The sequence below is a fragment of the Microbacterium sp. 1.5R genome (assembly GCF_001889265.1).
Classification (GTDB): domain Bacteria; phylum Actinomycetota; class Actinomycetes; order Actinomycetales; family Microbacteriaceae; genus Microbacterium.
Genome location: NZ_CP018151.1, coordinates 2,925,871 through 2,948,174, shown reverse-complemented (window position 1 = coordinate 2,948,174; position 22,304 = coordinate 2,925,871). Strand labels below are relative to the sequence as shown.

The 22,304-nt window shown below is 67.4% G+C and carries 17 protein-coding genes; 13 read left to right on the top strand and 4 right to left on the bottom strand.

Annotated features, from left to right (window positions below):
* The first annotated feature begins 52 nt into the window (after nt 1-52).
* A complete protein-coding gene (locus tag BMW26_RS14190; protein WP_072591798.1) occupies nt 53-1,018 on the top strand; it encodes a TIGR03885 family FMN-dependent LLM class oxidoreductase in 966 nt (321 codons plus the stop codon).
* Nucleotides 1,015-2,679, top strand: coding sequence for an alpha-amylase family protein (locus tag BMW26_RS14185; RefSeq protein WP_072591797.1), 1,665 nt, complete (start codon nt 1,015-1,017; stop codon nt 2,677-2,679). The genes BMW26_RS14190 and BMW26_RS14185 overlap by 4 nt, the downstream gene beginning before the upstream one ends.
* A gap of 3 nt (nt 2,680-2,682) precedes the next feature.
* Here BMW26_RS14185 and BMW26_RS14180 read toward each other — a convergent pair whose 3' ends face one another.
* Nucleotides 2,683-3,297 (bottom strand): TetR/AcrR family transcriptional regulator, encoded by a 615-nt coding sequence (locus BMW26_RS14180; protein ID WP_072591796.1) that lies wholly within the window; start codon nt 3,295-3,297, stop codon nt 2,683-2,685.
* 149 nt (nt 3,298-3,446) lie between these two features.
* On the opposite strand from BMW26_RS14180, the gene BMW26_RS14175 reads away from it, so the two are divergent.
* Nucleotides 3,447-4,799, top strand: a complete 1,353-nt coding sequence (locus BMW26_RS14175; protein WP_072591795.1) for an MFS transporter — start codon at nt 3,447-3,449, stop codon at nt 4,797-4,799.
* 1 nt (nt 4,800) lies between these two features.
* Nucleotides 4,801-7,485: a family 78 glycoside hydrolase catalytic domain gene (locus BMW26_RS14170; protein WP_072591794.1), complete on the top strand. Its 2,685-nt coding sequence runs from the start codon at nt 4,801-4,803 to the stop codon at nt 7,483-7,485.
* 8 nt (nt 7,486-7,493) lie between these two features.
* On the opposite strand, the gene BMW26_RS14165 is transcribed toward BMW26_RS14170, so the two are convergent.
* Complete coding sequence (locus BMW26_RS14165) at nt 7,494-7,952, bottom strand: MarR family transcriptional regulator (RefSeq protein ID WP_072591793.1); 459 nt, start codon at nt 7,950-7,952, stop codon at nt 7,494-7,496.
* A 165-nt stretch (nt 7,953-8,117) separates the two neighbouring features.
* On the opposite strand from BMW26_RS14165, the gene BMW26_RS14160 reads away from it, so the two are divergent.
* Together BMW26_RS14160 and BMW26_RS14155 are read left to right on the top strand one after the other, a co-directional pair.
* Nucleotides 8,118-9,962 carry a flavin-containing monooxygenase gene (locus BMW26_RS14160; protein WP_072591792.1) on the top strand — a complete coding sequence of 615 codons (1,845 nt, stop codon included), beginning with the start codon at nt 8,118-8,120 and terminating at the stop codon, nt 9,960-9,962.
* The gene (locus BMW26_RS14155) at nt 9,959-10,975 is read left to right on the top strand and encodes an SMP-30/gluconolactonase/LRE family protein (protein ID WP_072591791.1); all 1,017 of its coding nucleotides are present in this window, start codon (nt 9,959-9,961) and stop codon (nt 10,973-10,975) included. The genes BMW26_RS14160 and BMW26_RS14155 overlap by 4 nt, the downstream gene beginning before the upstream one ends.
* 58 nt (nt 10,976-11,033) lie before the next feature.
* Here BMW26_RS14155 and BMW26_RS14150 read toward each other — a convergent pair whose 3' ends face one another.
* Nucleotides 11,034-12,068 (bottom strand): LacI family DNA-binding transcriptional regulator, encoded by a 1,035-nt coding sequence (locus BMW26_RS14150; RefSeq protein ID WP_072591790.1) that lies wholly within the window; start codon nt 12,066-12,068, stop codon nt 11,034-11,036.
* Nucleotides 12,069-12,209: 141 nt separating this feature from the next.
* Between BMW26_RS14150 and uxaC the strand changes: the two genes are divergently transcribed.
* From uxaC to BMW26_RS14115, 7 genes are all read left to right on the top strand, one after another.
* Entirely contained in the window at nt 12,210-13,607 is a 1,398-nt protein-coding gene (gene uxaC, locus BMW26_RS14145) for a glucuronate isomerase (protein WP_072591789.1), read from the top strand.
* A 17-nt stretch (nt 13,608-13,624) separates the two neighbouring features.
* Nucleotides 13,625-14,902, top strand: coding sequence for a mannitol dehydrogenase family protein (locus BMW26_RS14140; RefSeq protein WP_198032329.1), 1,278 nt, complete (start codon nt 13,625-13,627; stop codon nt 14,900-14,902).
* 161 nt (nt 14,903-15,063) lie between these two features.
* Nucleotides 15,064-16,587 (top strand): ABC transporter substrate-binding protein, encoded by a 1,524-nt coding sequence (locus tag BMW26_RS14135; RefSeq protein ID WP_198032328.1) that lies wholly within the window; start codon nt 15,064-15,066, stop codon nt 16,585-16,587.
* Nucleotides 16,588-16,642: 55 nt separating this feature from the next.
* Nucleotides 16,643-17,584: an ABC transporter permease gene (locus BMW26_RS14130; RefSeq protein ID WP_072591787.1), complete on the top strand. Its 942-nt coding sequence runs from the start codon at nt 16,643-16,645 to the stop codon at nt 17,582-17,584.
* On the top strand, nt 17,581-19,404 hold the full coding sequence (locus tag BMW26_RS14125) for a dipeptide/oligopeptide/nickel ABC transporter permease/ATP-binding protein (protein WP_232224476.1): 1,824 nt from the start codon (nt 17,581-17,583) through the stop codon (nt 19,402-19,404). Before BMW26_RS14130 ends, BMW26_RS14125 begins: the two co-directional genes overlap by 4 nt.
* Nucleotides 19,401-20,225 (top strand): ATP-binding cassette domain-containing protein, encoded by an 825-nt coding sequence (locus tag BMW26_RS14120; protein WP_072591786.1) that lies wholly within the window; start codon nt 19,401-19,403, stop codon nt 20,223-20,225. The genes BMW26_RS14125 and BMW26_RS14120 overlap by 4 nt, the downstream gene beginning before the upstream one ends.
* Nucleotides 20,222-21,688: a glycoside hydrolase family 43 protein gene (locus BMW26_RS14115; RefSeq protein ID WP_072591785.1), complete on the top strand. Its 1,467-nt coding sequence runs from the start codon at nt 20,222-20,224 to the stop codon at nt 21,686-21,688. Before BMW26_RS14120 ends, BMW26_RS14115 begins: the two co-directional genes overlap by 4 nt.
* Here the strand turns inward: BMW26_RS14115 and BMW26_RS14110 are convergent, their stop codons facing one another.
* The gene (locus BMW26_RS14110; RefSeq protein WP_072591784.1) at nt 21,689-22,303 is read right to left on the bottom strand and encodes a TetR/AcrR family transcriptional regulator; all 615 of its coding nucleotides are present in this window, start codon (nt 22,301-22,303) and stop codon (nt 21,689-21,691) included.
* Nucleotide 22,304: the final 1 nt, after the last annotated feature.

Below are 22,304 nucleotides of genomic sequence, written 5' to 3'. Positions count from 1 at the left end.
TCCGGAGTGTCCACCACTGCCGCCGCGCGCTGTTCGTTGCCAGACTCGGCGCATGGTGTTCATCGGTTTTCATGCATCGCACGAGCAGATCCCCCCGAGCGCCCTGCTCGAGGCCGTGGTCGAGGCGGAGCGCGCAGGGTTCGACGGGGCGATGTGCTCCGACCACCTCGCACCGTGGACCACGACTCAGGGCGAGTCGGGTTTCGCCCTGAGCTGGATCGCCGCCGCGCTCGCCCGCACCCGCTTCTCGATCGGCATGGTCAATGCTCCGGGTCAGCGGTATCACCCGGTGATGATCGCGCAGGCGTTCGCGACGCTGGAGGAGATGTTCCCCGGCCGCTTCTGGGCGGCGATGGGCAGCGGCGAAGCGGTCAACGAGCACGTGACGGGCGACGGATGGCCCGACAAGAGCATCCGCAACGACCGACTGCGCGAGAGCGTCGATGTGATCCGCCGGCTGATCGGGGGAGAGGAGGTGGACCACGACGGTCTGGTGCGGGTGCATCGCGCGCGGGTCTGGAGCCGACCGGCTGAACCGCCGCCGCTGTTCGCGACCGCTGTGAGCGCCGAGACGGCGGAGTGGGCGGCCTCGTGGGCGCAGGGCCTCGCGACGGTCGCGCAGGAACCGGCCGCACTGCAGCGCGTCGTCGATGCCTACCGGGGTGCAGGAGGCACGGGTCCCTGCATCCTGCAGGTGCATCTCAGCCTGGCCGAGAGCGACGACGCGGCGTTCGGGATCGCGCGCGAGCAGTGGCGGAACGGTCTGCTCGCGCCTCCGGTCACCTGGGATCTCGAGCAGCCGGAGGACTTCGAGGCGGCGCTGGTCGGGATCGATGAGGAGGGGCTCCGCAAGGCCGTCCTCATCGACCACGACGCGACCGCACTGGCCGACCGCATCGCGGATCTGGTTCAGATCGGGTTCGACCGCGTCTACCTGCATCACGTCGGCTCCGAGCAGTCCCGATACCTCGACGCCGCAGCATCCGAGCTCATCCCCGCCTTGAAGGAGCGACTGTGAAGATCACCGACACGAGCGACCTCTGGTGGAAGACCGCAGTCATCTACTGCCTCGACGTCGAGACGTTCCTCGACTCGAACGGCGACGGCGTCGGCGATCTGCAGGGCCTTTCCCAGCGCATCGACTACCTCTCGCAGCTCGGCGTCACCTGCCTGTGGCTGATGCCGTTCTATCCGACGCCCGACCGCGACGACGGCTACGACGTCAGCGACTTCTACGGGATCGACTCGCGACTCGGCACCCACGGCGACTTCGTCGAGGTCATCCGCACTGCACGGGACCGCGGGATGCGGGTGATCGTCGACCTGGTCATCAACCACACCTCCGACCGGCATCCGTGGTTCCTCGCCGCGAAACGGAGTGTGGATTCGCCGTATCGCGACTACTACGTGTGGCGTGACGACGCACCTCCGAAGGGACAGAAGAACGCCGTCTTCCCCGGGCAGGCGAACGGCATCTGGGGCAAGGACGAGAAGTCGGGGCAGTGGTACCAGCACAGCTTCTACGAGCACCAGCCCGACCTGAACATCGCCAACCCTCGGGTGCGTGACGAGATCGCGAAGGTCATCGGCTTCTGGTTGCAGCTGGGCATCTCCGGCTTCCGCGTCGATGCGGTGCCCTTCCTGCTCGAGATCCCCGAGGGCTCCGGCATCCCCGAGCCCCACGATCTGCTGCGCGACATCCGCCGCTTCCTGCAGCGCCGGTCGAGCGAGGCGATCCTGCTCGGCGAGGTCAACCTGCCCTACGACCAGCAGGTGCAGTACTTCGGCGGTGATGATGAGGAAGAGCTCACCATGCAGTTCGACTTCGTCGGGATGCAGTCGCTGTACCTGTCGTTCGCCCGCAAGGACCCCGCTCCGCTGATCGAGGCGCTGCGGGCTCGACCCGTGCTCGGATCCGAGGTGCAGTGGGCGAACTTCCTGCGCAACCACGACGAGCTGACCCTCGACAAGCTCAGCGACAGCGAGCGTCAGGAGGTGTTCGACGCCTTCGCGCCCGATGAGCGCCAGCGCGTGTTCGGGCGGGGCATCACCCGCCGCCTTCCTCCGATGCTCGAGGGCGACCCTCGTCGCATCCGCATGGCCTACAGCCTGCTCTTCACCCTGCCCGGCACCCCGGTGCTGTTCTACGGCGAGGAGATCGGCATGGGGGAGAACATCGAGATCCCCGGCCGCGAAGCGGTGCGGACGCCGATGCAGTGGTCGGTCGACAAGAACGGGGGATTCTCGGATGCCGCGCCCAGCCGGCTCGTCGCTCGGCCACCGTCCGACGGGTACGCGCCGGAGCACGTGAACGTGGCCGCGCAGCTGGGTGACCGCGAGTCGATGCTGTATTTCGTGCGGGCGCTCACCTCGGCGTACCGGATCTCGCCGGAACTCGGCTGGGGAACGCTCGAGATCATCGACCAGCCGGCCGCCTCGCTTCTCGCGCACTCGCTCGCCGCGGACGTGGGCAGGATGATCGCCCTCCACAACTTCGCCGAGGTGCCGGTCACGACTTCGTTCCGGGTGGAGGACGAGCCTGAGGGCACGAGGCTCGTCGATCTGCTCGATCCCGCCCAGATCGCGCTGGGGCCGGACGGCGAGGTCGAACTGGAGGTGCCGGCGTACGGCTACCGCTGGCTCCGGGTCTCGCGACCGGGCGACGGACGCGTGACCTGAGGCTCAGTCGGTGGGCGGCTGTGCCGCGATGAGCTTCATGAAGATCGTCAGCAGGCCGAGCGCATCGCGCGACGGGTCGAGGAGGGCCTGAATCCGCAGCCCGTCGACCATGGCGAGCACGAGCGTGATCTTCTCGTCGGCTGTCAGCAGCTCGCTGTCGCTCGTCGGCAGCGGCCCGTCGCTGAAACGGGATCGCATGCGTTCACGGCGGCCGAGGAAGAACTCGTGGGCCGGATGCTCGGGGTTCGTCGCGGCGATGGCGAGAGCCAGCCAGTTGCGCTGGAAGTCGGGGTGCGCGAACTCGTCGGAGAGCACGGCGCTGAGGATCTGCTCACCCGGCACGTGCGCGGTCATGATCCGTGCGGCGAGGTCTTCTTCGTGCTCTTCCCGCTGGGCGAGGGCGGCGGGAAGCAATTCCTCCTTGCCGGAGAAGTGCCGAAGAAGCGCGGCGTGCGTCATACCTGCTCGACCCGCGATGTCACGGAGAGACGCCCGCTCGTAGCCGTGCTCGGCGAAGCTCGCCAACGCGGCCTCGGCGATCTGTGCACGCCTCGCCGGGGTGGTGGCGCTCTGACCACGCCGGCGGGGGGAAGTCTCTGCGGTCGGCGGTGAGGTCATGTTCCCACCCTCTCATTTTTGCCTTCTGTTACCAAAGTGGTTACTATCGCTTCGGGGTCGCAATCGGTTGCCATACGGATTTCGATCACATCTCGCGAAGGACGCCCAGTGGAGGGCGCCGCGGATCACTGAACGATGAAGGAGTCCAGGTGACCAAGAGTGAATTCGACCGCAGCGACACGATCGACTCGATCGCTGCGGCTCAGCCGGTGGGCGGCAACACGCCAGACAGCACGCCCGTCGAGGGCGCTGCCGTGGGTGCTGAGCCGACCGCTCGAGTGAGCGGTGGCTACATCTTCTGGCTGATGCTCGCGAACTTCGGCGCCTCGATCGCGATGATGGTGCCGCTGGCCTACGGCCTCGCGCTGCGCATCACCGAGCTCGCTCCCGGGCACGAGGAGGTGCTCGGATACGTCACCGGCACCGCTCAGCTGATCTTCCTCGTGCTCAGCCCGATGATCGGCATCTGGAGCGACCGGACGCGCTCTCGCTTCGGCCGCCGCACGCCGTTCCTGTTCCTCGGCGCTGCCCTCGGACTCGTCGGCGCGGTCATCATCGGCTTCGCGCCGAACCTGCTCCTCGTCGGCGCCGGCTGGGTCGTCGCGATGACCGGATGGTCGACCGCCGGAGCGGCGATCCAGACCCTGCAGGCCGACAAGCTCCCCGAAGAGCAGCGCGGCAAGGTCTCGGCACTCACCGGTCTGATGACGCAGGTCGCGCCTGTCCTCGGCATCGGCATCGCCTACGCGGTGTCGTCCAGTACGTTCCTCGTCTTCTTCGTGCCCGCCGTCATCGGCGTCGTACTGCTCGTGCTCCTTCCCACCTTCAAGAAGGAAGGCAGCTCGAAGGACCTGGTCGTCGACTCGTCGGTGACTCTCAAGAAGGTCATCTCGGGCTACGGCTTCAACGCTCGCAAATACCCCGACTTCGCCTGGAACTGGGTCGGACGCATGGTGTTCTTCATCGGGCTCTACTTCAACACCACCTTCGGCACGTTCTTCTATGCCCAGCGTCTCGACCTCCCGGTGCGCGAGGTCGCAGGCGTGGTCGCCACAGTCGGGATGCTCGGAGTGGTGGCGGCCGCGGGCGGAGCACTGCTGGGAGGTTTCCTCTCGGACAAGCTCAAGCGACGTCGACTCTTCGTGCTCATCGCAGCCTTCATCTTCATCGGAGGTGCGCTCGCCGAGGCGTTCGCCTGGTCGCTGCCGCAGCTCATCATCGGCGCCGTGCTCATGCAGCTCGCGATCGCCGTGTTCGCCACGGTCGACCAGGCGATCGTCTACGCCATCATCCCTGACCGCGCCGAATCCGGTCGATACATGGCAGTCGTGGCGTTCGCCCAGAAGATCCCCAGTGCGATCGCTCCGCTGATCGCGCCGCTGATCATCACGATCGGTGCGGTCGGAGCCGAGAAGAACTACACGCTGCTGTATCTGATCGGCGCGGTGTTCGCGCTCGTCGGCGGTCTCATCATCATGTTCAAGGTCAAGGGAGTGCGCTGAGATGACGCTCGCATCGAACCCGGCTCCCGCGCCCACAGCGCCCTACGATCTGCGGATCGACAGCGGAGGAGACGAGCTCGTCGTCTCCGAGGCTGCTCCGCGGCTGTCGTTCACGGTCCCCGCCGGCGCGACGGCGTGGACCGGGTTCGAGCTCGAGGCCATCGTCGACGGCGAGCGCCGGGCTCGGGTGCCGCTCGCACCCGGCGCGCACCTCTTCATCGACTGGCCATGGGTTCCGCTCTCGAGCGGTCAGCGGGTGCAGTGGCGCGCTCGCGCGCTGAACGCAGACCGTCTGTCGGACTGGTCGGAGTGGTGTTCCTTCGAGAGCGGTCTGCTCGATGCGGACTGGAGCGCTGAGTGGATCAGCCCCGTCGAGCACGACGATCCCGGATACGGTGCGCGCCCCGCTCACACACTGGGCCGGCGATTCGAGGCCCGCGACATCACGTCGGCACGGCTGTATTCGACCGCTCTCGGCCTCTACGAAGCTCGACTGAACGGCGAGCGTGTCGGCACCGTCGAACTGTCGCCCGGTTCCACGTCGTACGACCGCACGTTGTACGCCCAGGCCGCCGATGTGACCAGGCTCCTCGTCGACGGATCGAACTCGCTCGAGATCGAGCTCTCCGACGGGTGGTACCGAGGACAGGTGGGGGCATTCCGTCTTCCGGCGGGGTGGGGCACGACGCTCGCCGCGCGCGCAGAGCTCCACCTCGAGCTCTCCGACGGAACGCGGCGGGTGATCCGCACCGACGGGGAGTGGACGAGCACTCCCTCGGCCATCGTGCGGGCCGACCTGATGGACGGCCAGACGACTGACTTCCGCGCGGCCGAGCGGCGGGCGGAGCCCGTGATCGTCGGCGCAGTCGACGGTCCCTCGATCTCGTGGTCGCCCGCCCCGCCGATGCGCGTCGTGGAGACACGCGACGTCGTGAGTGCGAACCGGGTCGACGACGACACCTGGGTTCTCGATTTCGGCCAGAACGCCTCGGGCTGGGTGCGCCTCACCGATCTCGGTCCTGCGGGAACGCGCACCGTGATCGACTACGGCGAGTACGTCTCGCCCGGGGGCGACCTGAGCACTGCTCATCTCGATTCGACAAAGCCCGGGGAGCCCGACGTCGTGTTCGTGCAGCATGACGAGGTCGTCTCGGCGGGAGGGGTCGAGGTCTTCGAACCGCGTCATACCGTTCACGGCTTCCAGTACGCGCGAGTGCGCCGCGAAGCAGCTCCCTTCGACCCGGCGACGGCGCAGATGCGCGTCGTGCAGACAGACCTGCGCCGCACGGCATCCTTCGAGTCGAGCGATCCCGACCTCAACCGGCTGCACGAGATCGCCGACTGGAGCTTCCGCGGCAACGCGGTCGACGTCCCCACCGACTGTCCGACGCGCGAGCGTCTCGCCTGGACAGGCGACTACCAGGTCTTCGCGCCCACCGCCGCCCGCTTGTACGACGTGCTCGGGTTCACCCGCAAGTGGCTGCGGTCGGTGCGTGACGATCAGTTGGACGACGGTCGTGTCGCGAACTTCTCGCCCGACGGCCGACGCATCAAGCTCAAGCTCGACGACCAGTTCGCGATGATGACGGGCTCGTCGGGGTGGGGCGACGCGATCACCTTCGTCCCGTGGGAGATGTACGAGGCATATGGCGACGCTCAGGTTCTGCAGGAGAACTGGGATGCGATGGTGCGGTGGGTCGAGTGGGTTCTCGGCGCCGCGCGTGCGAACCGGCATCACTCTCGCATCGAGCGTTCTGCCGAGCCGATGCCGCACGAGGAATACGTGTGGGACGGCACGTTCCATTGGGGCGAGTGGACGGAGCCGGTCGCCAAAGCCGAGGACGGGTCTCGTCTCGACCCGATCAAGACCAACCCGATGGCCTGGTTCATGGCGGACAAGGGAGAGGTGGGCACGGCCTACCTGTACCGTTCGAGCCGAATCCTCGCCGATGCCGCGGCCGTGCTCGGCCGCGTAGATGAATCCGCAAAGTATGCCGCGATCGCCGACCGCGTGCTCGACGCGTGGCGCACCGAGTTCGTCGTCGGCGAGGGGCGAACCGTCCAGGACACCCAGGCCGCCTACGTGCGCGCTCTCTCGTTCGGCCTCATGCCCGAGTCTCTTCGCCCTGCGGCGGCGCGGCGACTCGTCGAGCTCATCCGCGACGCCGGCACGCACCTCGGCACGGGCTTCCTGTCGACGGGGGACCTGCTGCCGATCTTGGCCGACAGCGGCCATGCCGATGTCGCCTACGACCTGCTCCTCCAACGGAGCGCCCCCTCGTGGATGTACATGATCGACAGGGGTGCGACCACGGTCTGGGAGGACTGGGAAGGCATCGATGACGAGGGCATCGCTCACGAGTCGCTGAATCACTACAGCAAGGGTGCGGTGATCCGCTTCCTGCACACCCATACGCTCGGTCTCCGTCAGGATCCGGAGTCGATCGCCTGGGAGTCGTTCACGATCGCGCCGCTCCCCGGCGGCGGGGTCACCTGGGCGAAGGGACACCTCGACTCCCCGCAGGGGCGCATCCGAGTCGAGTGGCGGATCGAGCGGGATCGGCTCGTCATCGAGGCCGATATCCCGACGGGGACTCGAGCGACGATCGTGTTCCCCGACGGGACGACGCGGGTCGCCAGGCCCGGAGCATTCACCGGATCAGGCGACCTCGCCGTCGCCCGCTGAGCATCGGATCAGCCGTCGTGACCCGCGGCCTGCAGCTCTCGGTTGATCGCCCGCAGGCCGACGGCGAGCGACTCCAACTCCTCGATCGTGAGACCGTCGAGGATGTCGGCACCCATCTCAGGGCGGGCCGCCATGATCTTCCCGATGACGTCCCGCCCGAGAGGCGTGGGGAGCAGGCGTCGGACGCGCTGATCCGCAGCATCCGTCAGACGTTCGGCGAGCCCCTGGTCGACGAGCCGCTCGACGAGCTTTGACATCGTGGCGAGGGACACATCGAAGGACGACGCGAGATCGCTGGTGGTGTTGCGGTCCGCGACCACGATCGAGGTGAGCACCTTGAGCTGCTGGATCGTCAGCTGCGTGCTCAACAGGGAGCCGATCATGCGGGGGAGCGAGCGCACCGACACGGCCAGGGTGAGGGCATCGATGTTCTCCAGTGCCTCCGCACGCCTCCGGTTGTTGCTCACCTCAGTACCGTAACGCGCTCTGGGGCTATTCCCAGCGACATTTGCTTAGCTTCAGGCTAACCTTCTGAGAAGGAACCGATCCGGGGTCGTGTCGGGTTCAGGTGCACGCCGTCCCCAGTTCGCGTCGACCTGCGCCCGGCGCCCGGGCGACAGGAGGGCGGAACCATGACGAACGACGCACGAAGCACTGATGAGCAGATCGCGAAACTCCGGGAGCTGCGAGAGAAGTACGCACAGGAGCGCGAACGGCGGGTCCGCCCCGATGGAGCGACCCAGTATCGATCGGCTCTCGGCGAGTACGGCTACTACGCCAAGGACCCGTACACGCCGCGGGTCGACCGGGAGCCGATGCGTGACCGCGTCGAAGCGCTCGTGATCGGGGCAGGCTTCGGCGGGCTGCTCGCCGGTGCGGGGCTGCGCGACGCGGGAATCGAGTCCGTGCGGCTGATGGATGAGGCGGGCGACGTCGGCGGCACCTGGTACTGGAACCGCTATCCCGGCATCCACTGCGACATCGAATCGTACGTCTACATGCCGCTCCTCGAAGAGACCGGATACATCCCGAGCACGAGGTATGCACCGGGCGAGGAGATCCGTCAGCACGCCGTGCGGATCGCGGAGCACTACGACCTCTACCGCGACTTCGTCGGCCACACCCGCGCGACCGGTCTCACGTGGGACGAGGAGGCCGCGGAGTGGGTCGTCGAGACCGACCGAGGCGATGTGTTCCGCGCGCGGTATGTGATCACCTCCTCGGGCACCCTGACGCAGCCGAAGCTCCCCGGCATCCCCGGTATCGAGCGTTTCGCGGGGCATACCTTCCACACCAGCCGGTGGGACTACGCCTACACCGGCGGGTCCGCCGACGGGGATCTCGCGAAGCTGACCGACAAGCGCGTCGCAGTCGTCGGCACCGGCGCGACCGGGCTGCAGGTGATCCCGCACCTGGCCGAGCACGCGCGCGAGCTGCTCGTCTTCCAGCGCACGCCCTCGACCGTCGATGTGCGCGACAACCGGCCCACGGATCCGGAGTGGGTGGCGACGCTCTCTTCCGGGTGGCAGCGCGAGCGGATGGACAACTTCCTCGAGGTGCTGGCCGGCGAGCCCGTCGAATCACTCGTGCAGGACGGGTGGACGTCGACTCACCGGCTGCAGCGGAGCATCCTCTCGGGAAGCATCGACGGGTCCGTGTCGGAGGAGGATCGGCTGCTGCAGGAGGAGCTCGACGACGCCGTGAAGATGGATGCGCTTCGGGCTCGGGTCGACGAGATCGTCGACGACCCGTCGACCGCGGCCGCGCTCAAGCCCTGGTACCGGTACATGTGCAAGCGGCCGGGGTTCAGCGACCTCTATCTGCAGTCGTTCAACCGCCCGAATGTGACCCTCGTCGACACGGCCGACACCCACGGCATCACCGCACTCACCGAGACATCGGTCGTCGTCGGCGAGAGGGAGTACGAGGTGGACTGCCTCATCTTCGCCACCGGATTCGATGTCGGAGTCTCGGGTGTGGTGTCGGGCACTCTGCCCGTGGCAGGGCGCGGAGGCCGAGCTCTTCTCGAGGCCTGGGGGATGGGCCCGCGGACGCTGCACGGATTCACCACTCACGGGTTCCCCAATCTGTTCCAGCTCGGCCCGATGCAGAACGCGAACTCGGTGAACTTCGTGCACATCCTGCAAGAGCAGGCGCTGCACATCACCGCCGTGATCGCTCGGGCGCAGCAGGTCGGTGCGCGCCGCATCGAGCCGACCGCTGAGGCCGAGGATGCCTGGTGCCGCACGGTCGTGGAGACCTCGAGAGATGTGTCGGAGTTCCAGGCGCAGTGCACGCCGGGCTACTACAACGGAGAGGGTTCGCGCACGATCGGCGGCCTCACGTACTCCCCGGGACCGGTCGCCTTCCATCGTCTGCTGCGCGAGTGGCGTGACGGAGACATGGCTGAGCTGCTCGTCATCGACGGTGCGGACGAACGTGTGCGCGAGTCGGCCGAGATCGGAGTCTCGGCATGAGGGCGGCGCCGGCGACCGCGGTGTGCGCGGTCGGGGTGCTGGCTCTCTTGGTGGGGTGTTCGCCCGCCGATCCGGATGTGGCGCAGACCGATGCTCCGTCCGACGGGCCCCCTGCGCAGCAGATCTCGGAACAGCTGCTCCAGGCGACGGAGCCTCACGAGCTCACCGGAGGGACGCTGCTCGAAGGGCCGACCTTCCACGAAGACGGGTCGCTCTTTCTGGTCGACGTGATGGCGCCGGCCGGGGAGGCGAAGGTGCTGAGCGTCGACGTGGAGGAGCGCACGGTCGAGCAGGTCTTCACCGACGAGACGAGCGCGTTCACCTCGGCGCAGTTCCACCCGAGTGACGGTCGCCTGTACCTCACCGACTTCATCGGTGGGGGTGTCATGAGCATCACGGCCGAGGGAGAGGACCCGCAGGTGCACTTCTCGGGTGACGTCGACGGCGTCGCGATGCTGCCGGACGACATCGCGTTCCATCCCGACGGCACCATGTTCGTGACCGACACCCGCGGCATGGACGGTCCAGGGTGGGAGACGCCGGGGCGTGTGGTGAGAATCGGCACCGACGGGCAGGCGTCGACCCTCGCGGGCGACCTGCCCTCTCCGAACGGCATCGTCTTCGACGAGGCGGATGCGGGACTCTGGGTTGCGCAGTACAACGCGAACCGGATCGACTACTTCGCTCTCGACGAGACGCGCACCCGCGTCGTCTCGGCCCACCCCGCCATCCATGTCGACGGCGGGATCGGACGCATCGACTCGACCGCGGTCGACGCCGAGGGCAACATCTATCAGATGTTCCACGAGAAGGCCGAGATCGTGGTGTTCGCGAAGACCGGTGAGCAGATCGGCAGGATCCGCGTGCCGGGCGAGGGGCTCGAGTCGGCGACGAACATCGCCATCGCACCGGGGACGACCGACGGATATCTCGTCGTCAGCGGCCCAGCGGGCGGCTTCGTGCACACCTTCGAGGCCTACGGGGAGGGCATCCGTCAGTCGAACGGCGGGTGAATCCGCTGCGAAGGTCGCGTCCATTGCTGATGGACAGGACGCTTCTTCCCTGTCGAGGTCACCCGACGGGTCGCGCGGTCGACTCGCGCACGACGAGATCGAGCGGGAGGACGACCTTCGACGGGACGCGATTCCGCTCGGGGTCGATGAGTGTCTCCATGGCCCGCGTGCCGATCTCACGCAGCGGCGAGTGGAGCGTCGTCAGTGCCGGCACGGCGAGCTCGGCGCTGAAGATGTCGTCGAACCCGATCACGCTGAATGCCTCGGGCAGCGTGAGGCCGGCGCCTCGAGCCGCTCGGAGCAGTCCATGAGCGACCAGGTCGTTGTAGGCGAGAACGGCGGTCACGCCGCTGGCGCGCACGCGCCGGAGCGCATCCGCACCTGCGTCGACGGTGGGGGAGTCCACGGCGATCTCCACCAGGGAGATGTCACGCGACATCGAACGGTCGAGCGTGAGCTCCCACCGGGAGCGGTTGATCTGCAGGCCGCCCAGGCCGAGGTATGCGACCGACCGATGCCCGAGATCTCGCAGATGGTCGATAGCAGCGGTCAGTCCCATCGCAAGATCGGGGATCACGCTCGGCAGGGACGGTGCCGAGTGATTCGCCGCCACGATCGGCTTCACGCGAGCGAGGTCTGCGAGGGCTGCATCGTCGAGGCGCGAGGCGACGACGAGCAGGCCGTCGACAGACGACTGCAGAGCCTCGATGGTCTCCCGTTCGATGTCGGCTGCGGCTTCGGTCTCCGACACGACGAGGGTGAAGCCGCCGGCGCGGGCGACCTGCTCCGCGCCGCGGATCAGCTCGAAGTGCACCGGGTTCGTGATGTCGGGGAGCACGATCGCGAAGGTGCCCGACCGGCCGGTGGGAAGTGCTCTCGCCATCGGGTTGGCCCGGTAGCCGAGCTCCGCGGCCGCCGCGCGGATCTTCTCCTCGGTCGCCGCGTTCGTGCGACCCGGCTTGTTGAGGGCGCGGGAGACGGTCGAGGGGTTGAGCCCGACCCGCTGCGCGATGTCGTAGATGGTGGGTCGGCGAGCCGAGCGCTCCTCGTCATTCGGAAGCTCAGGGGATGCGTGTGTCTCGTCTGGCGACATCGAGTGTCTTCCCCTCCATCGTGGCGACCGGCATCCGGTTCCTCGATCGTAGGGCAGGAGTCGCTTCGTGCAGGCGCACAGCGGGTCGAACGGCTTTGGCAACCGATTGACAAAATCGATGAGAACCGATCTGATAGAAGAATGCTCCAGCCGCAACGCCGCGACCGCGACCGCCTGCTTCCTGCCGACCCGGCGACGCGCTCCGTCGCACGATCCCTGTACGAGCGCGTGTCCTCTGCTCCGATCATCTCGCCGCACGGCCACGTGCCCGTCGAATGGCTCGTCGAGGATCGGCCTTTCGCCGACCCGGCATCGTTGCTGATCACGCACGACCACTACGTGACCCGGCTGCTGCATGCGTCGGGTGTCGGGCTCGATGCGCTCGGCGTGGGTGGCTCGGTGGCGGACCCGCGCGAGGTGTGGCGGCTGTTCGCCGAACGGTGGCCGCTGTTCGCCGGCACCGCGTCGGGGTACTGGCTGAGCGAGTCGCTCGAGAACGTGCTCGACCTGCGGACGCCGCTCACTGCCGCGACTGCGGACGATGCCTACGATCACATCGCCGCGAAGCTCGTCGATCCCAGCATGCGCCCGCGTGCGCTCTTCGAGAGCTTCGGCATCGAGGTTCTCGCGACGACCGACGATCCGCTCGATGATCTCGCGGGGCACGCTGCGCTCGCCGCCGAGGGCGCGGTCGGCAGAGTCGTTCCCACGTTCCGTCCCGATCGCTATCTCGATCCGGACGCGGCGGGGTTCGCCGAGAACCTGCGGCGCCTTCTCGACGTGACGGGCAAGCCGAGCACGTTCGCCGGCTACCTCGCAGCGCTCGAACAGCGGAGGCGGTACTTCATCGAGCACGGGGCCGTATCGGCCGACCATGGCGTCGAGGTGCCCGACACCCTCGATCTCGACGACGCTGACGGACAGACGCTTTTCGCCCGGGTCATGTCGGGACAGGCGGATGCCGCAGATCGTCAGGCGTTCCGGGCGCACATGCTGCTGCAGATGGCCAGGATGAGCGTCGATGACGGCTTGGTCATGACGGTGCATGCGGGTGTGGTGCGCAATCACAGCAGCGAGACGTTCCGACGCTTCGGCGCCGACACCGGGCATGACATCCCCCGACGAACAGACTTCGTCGGGGGGTTGCGGCCCCTGCTCGAGCGGTTCGGGCTCGAGCGCGATCTGCACCTCGTGCTGTTCGCGGTCGACGAGACCGTCTACTCGCGGGAGATCGCTCCGCTGGCCGGCTTCTATCCGAGCGTCTATATCGGCGCGCCCTGGTGGTTCCTCGACGCTCCCGATGCGATGGCGCGGTTCCGCTCTGCGGTGACCGAGACAGCGGGGTTCTCACGCGGGTCGGGTTTCATCGACGACACCCGAGCGTTCCTGTCGATCCCCGCGCGGCACGACACTGCTCGCCGAGCGGATGCCGCGTTCCTCGCGCGGCTGGTGGTCGAAGGACGTGTGGACGAGGAATCGGCCGCCGCGATCATCGACGACATCGTCGGCCCGCAGCCGAAGCGGGTGTTCAAGCTGTGAGCGGGGGGACACTCGGGGTGCGTACGTCCCCGGCACCGCCCGTGCGGATCGTGCACGTGGGTCTCGGTGCCTTCCATCGCTCTCATCTGGCCTGGTACACGGCCCATGCGTCGGACGCGTCTGAATGGGGGATCGCGGCGTACACCGGGCGAAGCGCCGGACTCGCAGAGGATCTCTCGGCGCAGGACGGTCTGTACACGCTGGTCGTGCGCTCGACGGCAGGGGACGAGGCCGAGCGAATCGGCAGCATCGTCCGCGCGCATCCTGGCACCGACATCTCCGGGTTCCTGACTGACGTCGCCGCTCCAGCGACGGCAGTCGTCAGCCTCACGATCACCGAGGCCGCGTACGCAGATCAGGCGCTGCCCCTCGATCGGACGCTCCTCTCAGATTCGAAGGACACCGATCTCTCCGACACCCGTCCGTCCACCGCTATCGGTCGTCTGGTGCTCGGTCTCGAGGCGCGCCGCCGCGCGGGGTCGGGCGCGCTTGCGCTGGTGTCCTGCGACAACCTGCCCGAGAACGGTGGCGTTCTGCGCCAGGCGGTCCACTCGGTCGCGACCGAGGTGCCGGGGCTCGTCGACTGGATCGATGCGCACGTGTCGTTCGTGTCGAGCTCGGTGGATCGGATCACCCCTCGGCTCTCGGACGAGGAGACGACCGAGCTCTCGCAGCGTTATGGGGATCGTGTGCCTGTCGTCGCAGAACCGTTCTCTGACTGGGTCATCGCCGGGGAGTTCCCCGCCGGCAGACCGCAGTGGGAGTCGGCGGGGGCCCGCTTCACCGGCGACCTCGAACCGTGGGAGGCACGAAAGCTCTGGCTGCTGAACGGTGCTCATACCCTGCTCGCGTCGCTCGGTCGGCTTCGGGGACATCTCACCGTCTCCGAGGCGATAGCCGACGCAGAGTGTCTCGGTGCCGTCGACGCGTACTGGGATGAGGCCTGCCGGCATCTTCCGGCAGAGCTCGAGCTGCCCGAATACCGTGCGGCGCTGCTCGAGCGGTTCCGGAACCCCCGCATCCGGCACCTTCTCGCGCAGATCGCACTCGACGCAGACACCAAGATGCGAGTGCGCATCGCTCCGGTGGCCGAGCGTGAACGCGCGGCGGGCCGCACCGCTGCTGCGTGCGTGGCGGTCGTCGCTGCGTGGCTGGCAATCGACGGCGGGGCATCGGATCATGCAGGGGCGGAACGCGCGGTCGCCGACCTCAGCCCTGCGCTCGGTGCCGATGAGGTGTTCGTCGATGCGGTGCTCGCAGGTCGCCGGTCTCTGGGGGATCTCACGCTTCGGTAACATCTTGGCAATCGGTTGTCATCTTGCTGGAACCCTGCTTTACTGACAACAGACGCCGCTGTCTTCGTCCGCTTCACCCTCAGTGACAAGCGGTTGCGCATCAAGTCGTTTCATCCAAAGGAGTATGAACAATGTGGAATACCCGTAAGCATCGTCGCCGCGTGGCTCTACCCGCCGCGCTGCTCATCACCGCGCTCGTAGCGACAGGCTGCGCCGCAGGCAGCGAGCCCGCGCCGGACGACTCGTCGTCGGCCGTCGTGGAGAAGGACCTCGCAGTCGCCGCGGTGTCTGCCCCCAACTCGCTCGATCCCGCTCAGATCGTCGACGGTCAGCAGATGTTCGTCTGGTCGTCGATCCTCGACACCTTGCTGCGCAAGGACCCGGAGACTGGCGAGCTGCTTCCAGGCGCGGCCGAGAAGTGGGAGTACAACGAAGACGGCACTCAGCTGACCCTCACGCTGCGCGACGGCATGACGTTCAGCTCGGGAGACCCGGTGGATGCTGCCGCGGTCGCTGCGACCCTGCTGCGTTCGAAGGCCACGCCCGGAGCCGTACAGAGCCGCCTCGCCGCGGTCGCGGACGTCGTGGCAGAGGACGACAAGACCGTCGTCATCAGCTTCTCGGCATTCGACCCCCAGTTCCTCGACAACCTCGCCCAGGGCCCTGGTGCCATCGGCGATCCCGCGACCATGGATGAAGAGCGCACGGCCACCGACCCGATCGGATCCGGCCCGTTCACTCTCGACGTCGACAAGACCGTCCCGGGCAGCAGCTACGTCCTCGTCAAGCGCGATGAGTACTGGGACGCCGACAATGTGCCGTTCAAGACGCTCACCGTCAAGGTGCTGCAGGACCCGACGGCATCCCTCAACGCACTGCAGGCGGGCGAGCTCAACGCGGCGACCGTGCAGTCGCAGGTCGTCTCGCAGCTCGACGCGAACAAGTTCACCATCACGGTGAACGACGCGGTGGCCGTGGGGTACCTCAACATCCTCGATCGCGCCGGCGAGAAGTTCCCGGCGCTCGGTGACGTGAAGGTGCGTCAGGCGATCAACATGGCGATCGACCGCGAGGGCGTGCTCAAGGGGATCTTCAGCGGAGTGGGTATCGCCACGACGCAGCTGGTCAGCCCGTTCGGCGAGATCTACGACGAGAAGCTCAACGACGAGTATGAGTACGACCCCGAGAAGGGCAAGGAGCTCGTCGAAGAGGCAGGCTACGCCGGAGAGAGCTTCCAGATCCCGAGCACCTTCCTCAGCACCACGATCGAGCCCGTGCTGACGCAGGCGTTCGCCGACATCGGTCTGACACTCGAGTGGGTGACCGTGCCGCCGCAGCAGGCGCAGGCAGCTGCTCGCTCCGGTGACTACGGGCTGTACTACCAGATCCTCGGATTCAACTCGGACTCCGCCGATCTCGCCACCACGATCGGCGCCGCCGGCTTCGGCAACCCGACCGGGTACACCGATCCGACGCTCGATGGCTACTTCGACGAGATCAACAACACCGTCGACTTCGCGGATGCTCTCCCGGTCTACAAGGAGCTGAACGAGTACGTCGTGGATCAGGCGCTCGTCGCCCCGATCGCCTATATCGGCGCGACGTGGGCGACCGCTGACGGGATCACCTACGTCGGCAAGGCGAACACCCTCGCAACCATCCGACAGTTCGACGTCACCGAGTGAGTGACGGGTGGGGATGCGGCGCGCCGCATCCCCACCACACACCGGGAGTCTCTTGATGCTCAGCTATATCCTCCGCCGACTCGGCGCCGGCGTCGTGCTCGCGATTCTGGTCACCCTCATCACCTTCCTTCTCCTCAGCACTTCGTTCAACGACGTCGCTCAGGCCATCCTCGGCACGTCGGCGACGCCCGATGTGGTCGATGATCTGATCGCAGCGAAGGGGTGGGATCGCCCTGTCATCGTGCAGTACTTCGACTGGCTGATCCACGCCGTGCAGGGTGACTTCGGCGTCTCGGTGTACACATCGCTGCCGGTCGGACCCTCGGTTCTCCAGCGGCTCGCGGTCACGCTCTCGATCATCGTCCCAGCACTGATCCTGACGGTCATCCTCTCCGTCTTCCTCGGCGTCTGGGCGGCATCGCGCGGCGGGATCGTCGACCGCATCGCCCAGGGGATCTCGCTCATCGGCTACATCGTTCCCGGTCTCCTCCTGGCGATCGTCCTCGTCGTCGTGTTCGCGGTGCAGCTCAAGTGGCTTCCGGCCACCGGGTTCACGCCGTTCGCCGAGGACCCGGGGGCATGGGTGCGCAGCATCACCATCCCGGTGATCGTGCTGACCATCGGCGGCGTCGCCAACATGGCGGCCCAGGTGCGAGGCAGGATGATCGACGAGCTCCGTCGCGACTACATCCGAACCCTGCGCACGCGGGGATCGTCGACCACCTCGATCGTCATCAAGCACGCTCTGCGCAACGCCGCGAGCCCCGCGCTCACGGTGATGTCGCTGGAGTTCATCCAGATGTTCGGCGGCGCACTCATCATCGAGAACGTGTTCGCGCTCCCGGGCTACGGAAGCTTCGCGTTCAACGCCTCCCTGCAGGGCGACATCCCCGTGATCATGGGCATCACCGCCTTCGGCGTGCTGCTCGTCACCGTCGTCAACCTCCTCACCGACCTGGCCAACGGTTGGCTGAACCCGAAAGCGAGAGTCCATTGAGCGACGAACGCCCACCCCAGACCACCACCGGCACCGTGACACCTCCCAGCACCGAGCTGCTCGTCACCCTCGAGAACGCAGCGAAGACCCGCACGTCGACCTGGCGCCGCATTCTGCGCGACCCGCAGGCCGTCGTGACGCTCGGGCTTCTCGCCGTGATCTTCCTGCTCGGGCTGCTCACACCGTGGCTCGCGCCGCACGGTCCGAACGACGCCGATCTTGCGATGATCAACGCGCCGGTCGGCACCCCCGGGTACCTGCTCGGTGCCGACGAGGCCGGGCGCGACATCCTGTCGCGGCTGCTGCACTCGATCAACACGGCAGCGATCTCGGCTCTGATCGGAGCCGGTGTCGCCCTGCTCGTCGGAGTGGTCGCCGGCCTCATCGGCGGCTACTTCGGAACCGTGACGCGAGCCACCACCGAGTGGCTGTTCAACCTCATCATGACCTTCCCCGGCATCCTGCTGCTGATCATCCTGATGCCGGTCACCGGGGGCGACTACCGCTTCACGATGCTGATCTTCGGCGTGCTGCTGTCGCCCGGCATCTACCGCATCGTTCGCAACCTCGTGCTCGGGGTGAAGAACGAGCTCTATGTCGATGCCGCCCGAGTGTCGGGGCTCGGCAACCTGCGTATCCTCGGTCGCCACGTGCTCTTCGTCGTGAGAGGGCCGATCATCATCGCCGCGGCCTTCATGGCGGGCTCTGCGATCGCCGTGCAGTCGGGTCTCGCCTTCCTCGGCGTCGGTTCGCTGCAGATCCCGAGCTTCGGCTCGATGATCTCCTCGGGCTTCCGCAACCTCTACATCGCCCCCACGCAGTTCCTGTGGCCGAGTCTGCTGCTCGGCGTCATCACGGCATCGCTCGTGCTGCTCGGCAACGCTCTGCGCGACATCCTGGAGGGCTCCATGCCGAAACCGGCGAAGGTCGGACGCGGTCAGCGCGTGCTCGACAGCGCCGGAGAGGCGACGGCCGCGAGGACCGGGCTGCTCGAGATCAATGACCTGGCCATCGCCTACCCGCGTCCGAGCGGCGGCCTGAACGAGGTCGTGCGCGGCGTCGATCTGTCGATCGCCCGCGGACAGATCGTCGGGTTGGTCGGCGAATCCGGGTCGGGGAAGTCGCAGACCGCGTTCGCATCGCTGGGGGTGCTGCCCAACGAGGCGGTGATCACCCGCGGGTCGATCCGCTTCGACGGGCGCGAGCTCGTCGGCCTCACGGATGCGCAGATGCGTCAGCTGCGCGGCAAGGAGATCGCGTACATCCCGCAGGAACCCATGTCGAACCTCGATCCGTCCTACAAGGTCGGCGCACAGCTCGTCGAGGGCGTGCGGTCGGCCCTCGGCGTGACGCGTGCCGAGGCATCCGCCCGGGTGCTCGCGCTGCTCGAGAGGGTCGGCATCGCGGACCCGAAGCGCACCTTCGACTCCTACCCCCATCAGATCTCGGGCGGCATGGCGCAGCGTGTGCTGATCGCGGGCGCCGTCGCGAGCCGGCCGAAGCTGCTGATCGCCGACGAGCCGACGACGGCACTGGACGTCACGGTGCAGGCCGAGATCCTCGACCTGCTGCGAGACCTGCAGTCCGAGCTCGACATGGCGATCCTCCTGGTCACGCACAACTTCGGTGTCGTCGCCGACCTGTGCGACCGCATCGCGGTCATGCAGAATGGCGTGATCGTCGAGTCCGGCACCGCTGCGGAGGTGTTCTCGCACCCGACGCACGAGTACACGAAGATGCTGCTCGGTGCGATCCTCGACGAGAGCACGGTCCGCACCGATCCGCCCGTCGCGGCCTCCGATGAAAGGACAGACCGATGAGCCTTCTCGAGGTCGATGAGCTTCGTGTCGCCTTCCCCGGACGGGGATGGCGGGCCAAGCCGGTCGAGGTGCTGCACGGCGTCTCGCTCAGCGTCGCGCCGGGGGAGACCCTGGGGCTTGTCGGCGAATCCGGATCGGGCAAGACCACGATCGGACGCGCGGTGCTGGGCCTGGTGAAGCCGTCCGGCGGCGACATCCGGTTCGACGGGACGTCGATCGCCGGAATCTCACCTCGCGATCGTCGTCGCCTGTCTCGTGACATCCAGGTGGTGTTCCAAGACCCGTACACGTCGCTCAACCCGTCGATGACCATCGGCGACATCCTCGCCGAGCCGCTGGTGATCCAGGGCGCGACGGCGAAGGATGCACGCTCGCGGGTCAAGACCCTGCTCGACCAGGTCGGGTTGCCTTCGGATGCCGTCGAGCGACTGCCCCGAGAGTTCTCGGGCGGTCAGCGTCAGCGTGTAGCCATCGCGCGCGCGCTGGCTCCTGAGCCTCGCCTGATCGTGTGCGATGAGCCGGTGTCTGCTCTGGACCTCTCGACCCAGGCACGCGTGCTCGATCTGTTCGTCGAGATCCAGAGGGCGACCGGGGTCGCCTACCTCTTCGTGTCGCACGATCTCTCGGTCGTCCGCCACATCAGTCACCGGGTGGCCGTTCTGTACCGGGGTGACCTCGTCGAGACCGGATCGGCCGAGCATGTGACCTCGACCCCCGACCATCCCTACACGCAGAAGCTGCTGCTCGCGGCCCCGGTCGCCGATCCCGCCCGTCAGCGCGAGCGGCGACTCGAGCGCCGCCGCATCATGGAGGCATCATGACCCAGAATCCGATCATCCCCGGCTACCACCCGGATCCGTCGATCTGCCGCGTGGGCGACGACTACTACCTCGCGAACTCGAGCTTCGAGTACTCGCCGGGAGTCCCGCTGTTCCACTCCCGTGACCTGATCTCGTGGACCCAGGTCGGCAACGTCCTCGATCGACCGGAGCACCTCGACGTGCGCACCGGGCTCGCGGGCGCCAGCGGGGGGATCTACGCCCCGACACTGAGGCATCACGACGGCCGGTTCTGGATGATCACGACGAACATCCACGAGGTCGGGCGCGGACACATCCTCGTGCATGCAGAGAACCCGACCGGCCCGTGGAGCGAACCCGTCTACGTCACCGGTCTTATCGGCATCGACCCTGACATCGCCTGGGATGACGACGACACCTGCTTCGTGACCTGGAGCGACGTGATGCGCGGCGGCATCTCACAGGCCGTCATCGATCCGCTGACCGGTGACGTGCTGTCGGAACCGCGGTCGCTGTGGGCGGGAACCGGTGGTGCGCACGCCGAAGGGCCTCACCTGATCCGCCGCGGGGAGTGGTGGTACCTGCTCGTCGCCGAGGGCGGTACGGGGCCCGGCCATATGGTGACGATCGCGCGATCCTCGAGCATCAGCGGACCCTTCGAGCCGGCACCGACGAATCCGATCCTCACCCATCGCAGCACGAGCGTGGCCGTGCAGTCGACAGGGCACTCCGATCTGGTCGAGCTCGCCGACGGATCCTGGGCACTGGTCTTCCTCGCGACGCGGCCACGCGGCACCTTCCCGCGCTGGCACACCAACGGGCGCGAGACGTTCCTCGCGGGGGTGGACTGGGCCGACGGGTGGCCCGTCATCGACGAAGAACGTTACGACGTCCCGCTTGCGAACACCTCGTTCGTCGAGGACTTCAGAGGTGAGGAACTGCATCCGCGGTGGATCTCGCCGGGAACCCCGCCGTCGTCGTTCGCCCGCACGAGTGCGGATGGGCTGCACCTCGAACGGGGGCGGGATGCGCTCGCCGCGACTGCCGAGCGGCTGCTCGCGGTGCGCGCCGAAGACGAACTCTGGACGGCGCGCCTGTATGCGACGGGCGACGTCGCGCTCTCGGTCCGGATGGACGACGCGCACCAGCTGATTGTCGAGCGCGTCGGTGCAGAGGTGTGCGCGCGCATCGTCATCGGACCGTTGAGCGACGTCGTGGCACGTACGGATGCTGCCGAGGACGCCGCGCTCGAGATCAGAGCCACGGAGTTCGAAGCCGAGCGCGGTGCGCGTCGTGGACCAGACCTGCTGCGCGCCGGCCTGGTCTCGGCGGAGGGCTTCGTCGAGCTCGCCACGCTCGACGGCCGCTATCTGTCGACTGAGGTCGCCGGTGGATTCACAGGCAGGGTCATCGGTGTCGAGGCTCTCGGAGACCAGGTCGTCGTCAGTCGGTTCGAGTACGAATCGGGTGCCGCTGCGGAGTGATCAGTCCCGCGGGCGGGACCGCAGCTCCGGCACGAAGGTCGACATCAGCGACGTGACACAGGCATCTACGTCGATCGCCGAACGGTCGAAGAGCCACTGCGTGTGCAGCCCGTCCATCGCGCCGATCGTGATCGCTGCGAGGTGTGACGGGGGCAGGTCGGTCGACAGGCGCCCCTCGTCTCGGAGCCGGGTGAACAGGCGAGTCATGAACGAGCGGATGTTGCGGTATCGCGTCTCGAAGTAGTCGTGCGCCGGGTGAGCGGGCGCCGTGGCCTCGCCGGTGAGCACGGCGCTCAGCTCGACCAGGCCGACCCGCTGGTCGCGTTCGATCAACGTCGTGGCCATGCCGCGGAGCACGTCGAGCGGATCTGCTCCGGCGCTCAAGACCTCGTTGCGTGCGAGGTAGTCGGCGCTGCGCTCGTCCTGCAGGGTGAGGACCGCCATGAGCAGGTCCTCCTTGCGGGGGAAGTGATGCAGGAGCCCGGTGTGGCTGATGCCTGCACGACGAGCGATCTCGGCCATCGAGGCTCCGTGGAAGCCGGACTCGCCGAAGATCGTGAGGCAGGCGTCCAGGATGCCGCGGCGGACGGCTGCGGTCTTGGCGTATTGGACCATC

Bases quoted from the DNA above. Each gene is read 5' to 3' on its own strand.
- BMW26_RS14115 (WP_072591785.1), top strand. From the start codon at position 20,222: ATGACCCAGAATCCGATCATCCCCGGCTACCACCCGGATCCGTCGATC.
- BMW26_RS14130 (WP_072591787.1), top strand. From the start codon at position 16,643: ATGCTCAGCTATATCCTCCGCCGACTCGGCGCCGGCGTCGTGCTCGCG.
- BMW26_RS14150 (WP_072591790.1), bottom strand. From the start codon at position 12,068: ATGTCGCCAGACGAGACACACGCATCCCCTGAGCTTCCGAATGACGAG.
- BMW26_RS14180 (WP_072591796.1), bottom strand. From the start codon at position 3,297: ATGACCTCACCGCCGACCGCAGAGACTTCCCCCCGCCGGCGTGGTCAG.
- BMW26_RS14170 (WP_072591794.1), top strand. From the start codon at position 4,801: ATGACGCTCGCATCGAACCCGGCTCCCGCGCCCACAGCGCCCTACGAT.
- uxaC (WP_072591789.1), top strand. From the start codon at position 12,210: ATGCTCCAGCCGCAACGCCGCGACCGCGACCGCCTGCTTCCTGCCGAC.
- BMW26_RS14190 (WP_072591798.1), top strand. From the start codon at position 53: ATGGTGTTCATCGGTTTTCATGCATCGCACGAGCAGATCCCCCCGAGC.
- BMW26_RS14155 (WP_072591791.1), top strand. From the start codon at position 9,959: ATGAGGGCGGCGCCGGCGACCGCGGTGTGCGCGGTCGGGGTGCTGGCT.
- BMW26_RS14160 (WP_072591792.1), top strand. From the start codon at position 8,118: ATGACGAACGACGCACGAAGCACTGATGAGCAGATCGCGAAACTCCGG.
- BMW26_RS14110 (WP_072591784.1), bottom strand. From the start codon at position 22,303: ATGGTCCAATACGCCAAGACCGCAGCCGTCCGCCGCGGCATCCTGGAC.
- BMW26_RS14120 (WP_072591786.1), top strand. From the start codon at position 19,401: ATGAGCCTTCTCGAGGTCGATGAGCTTCGTGTCGCCTTCCCCGGACGG.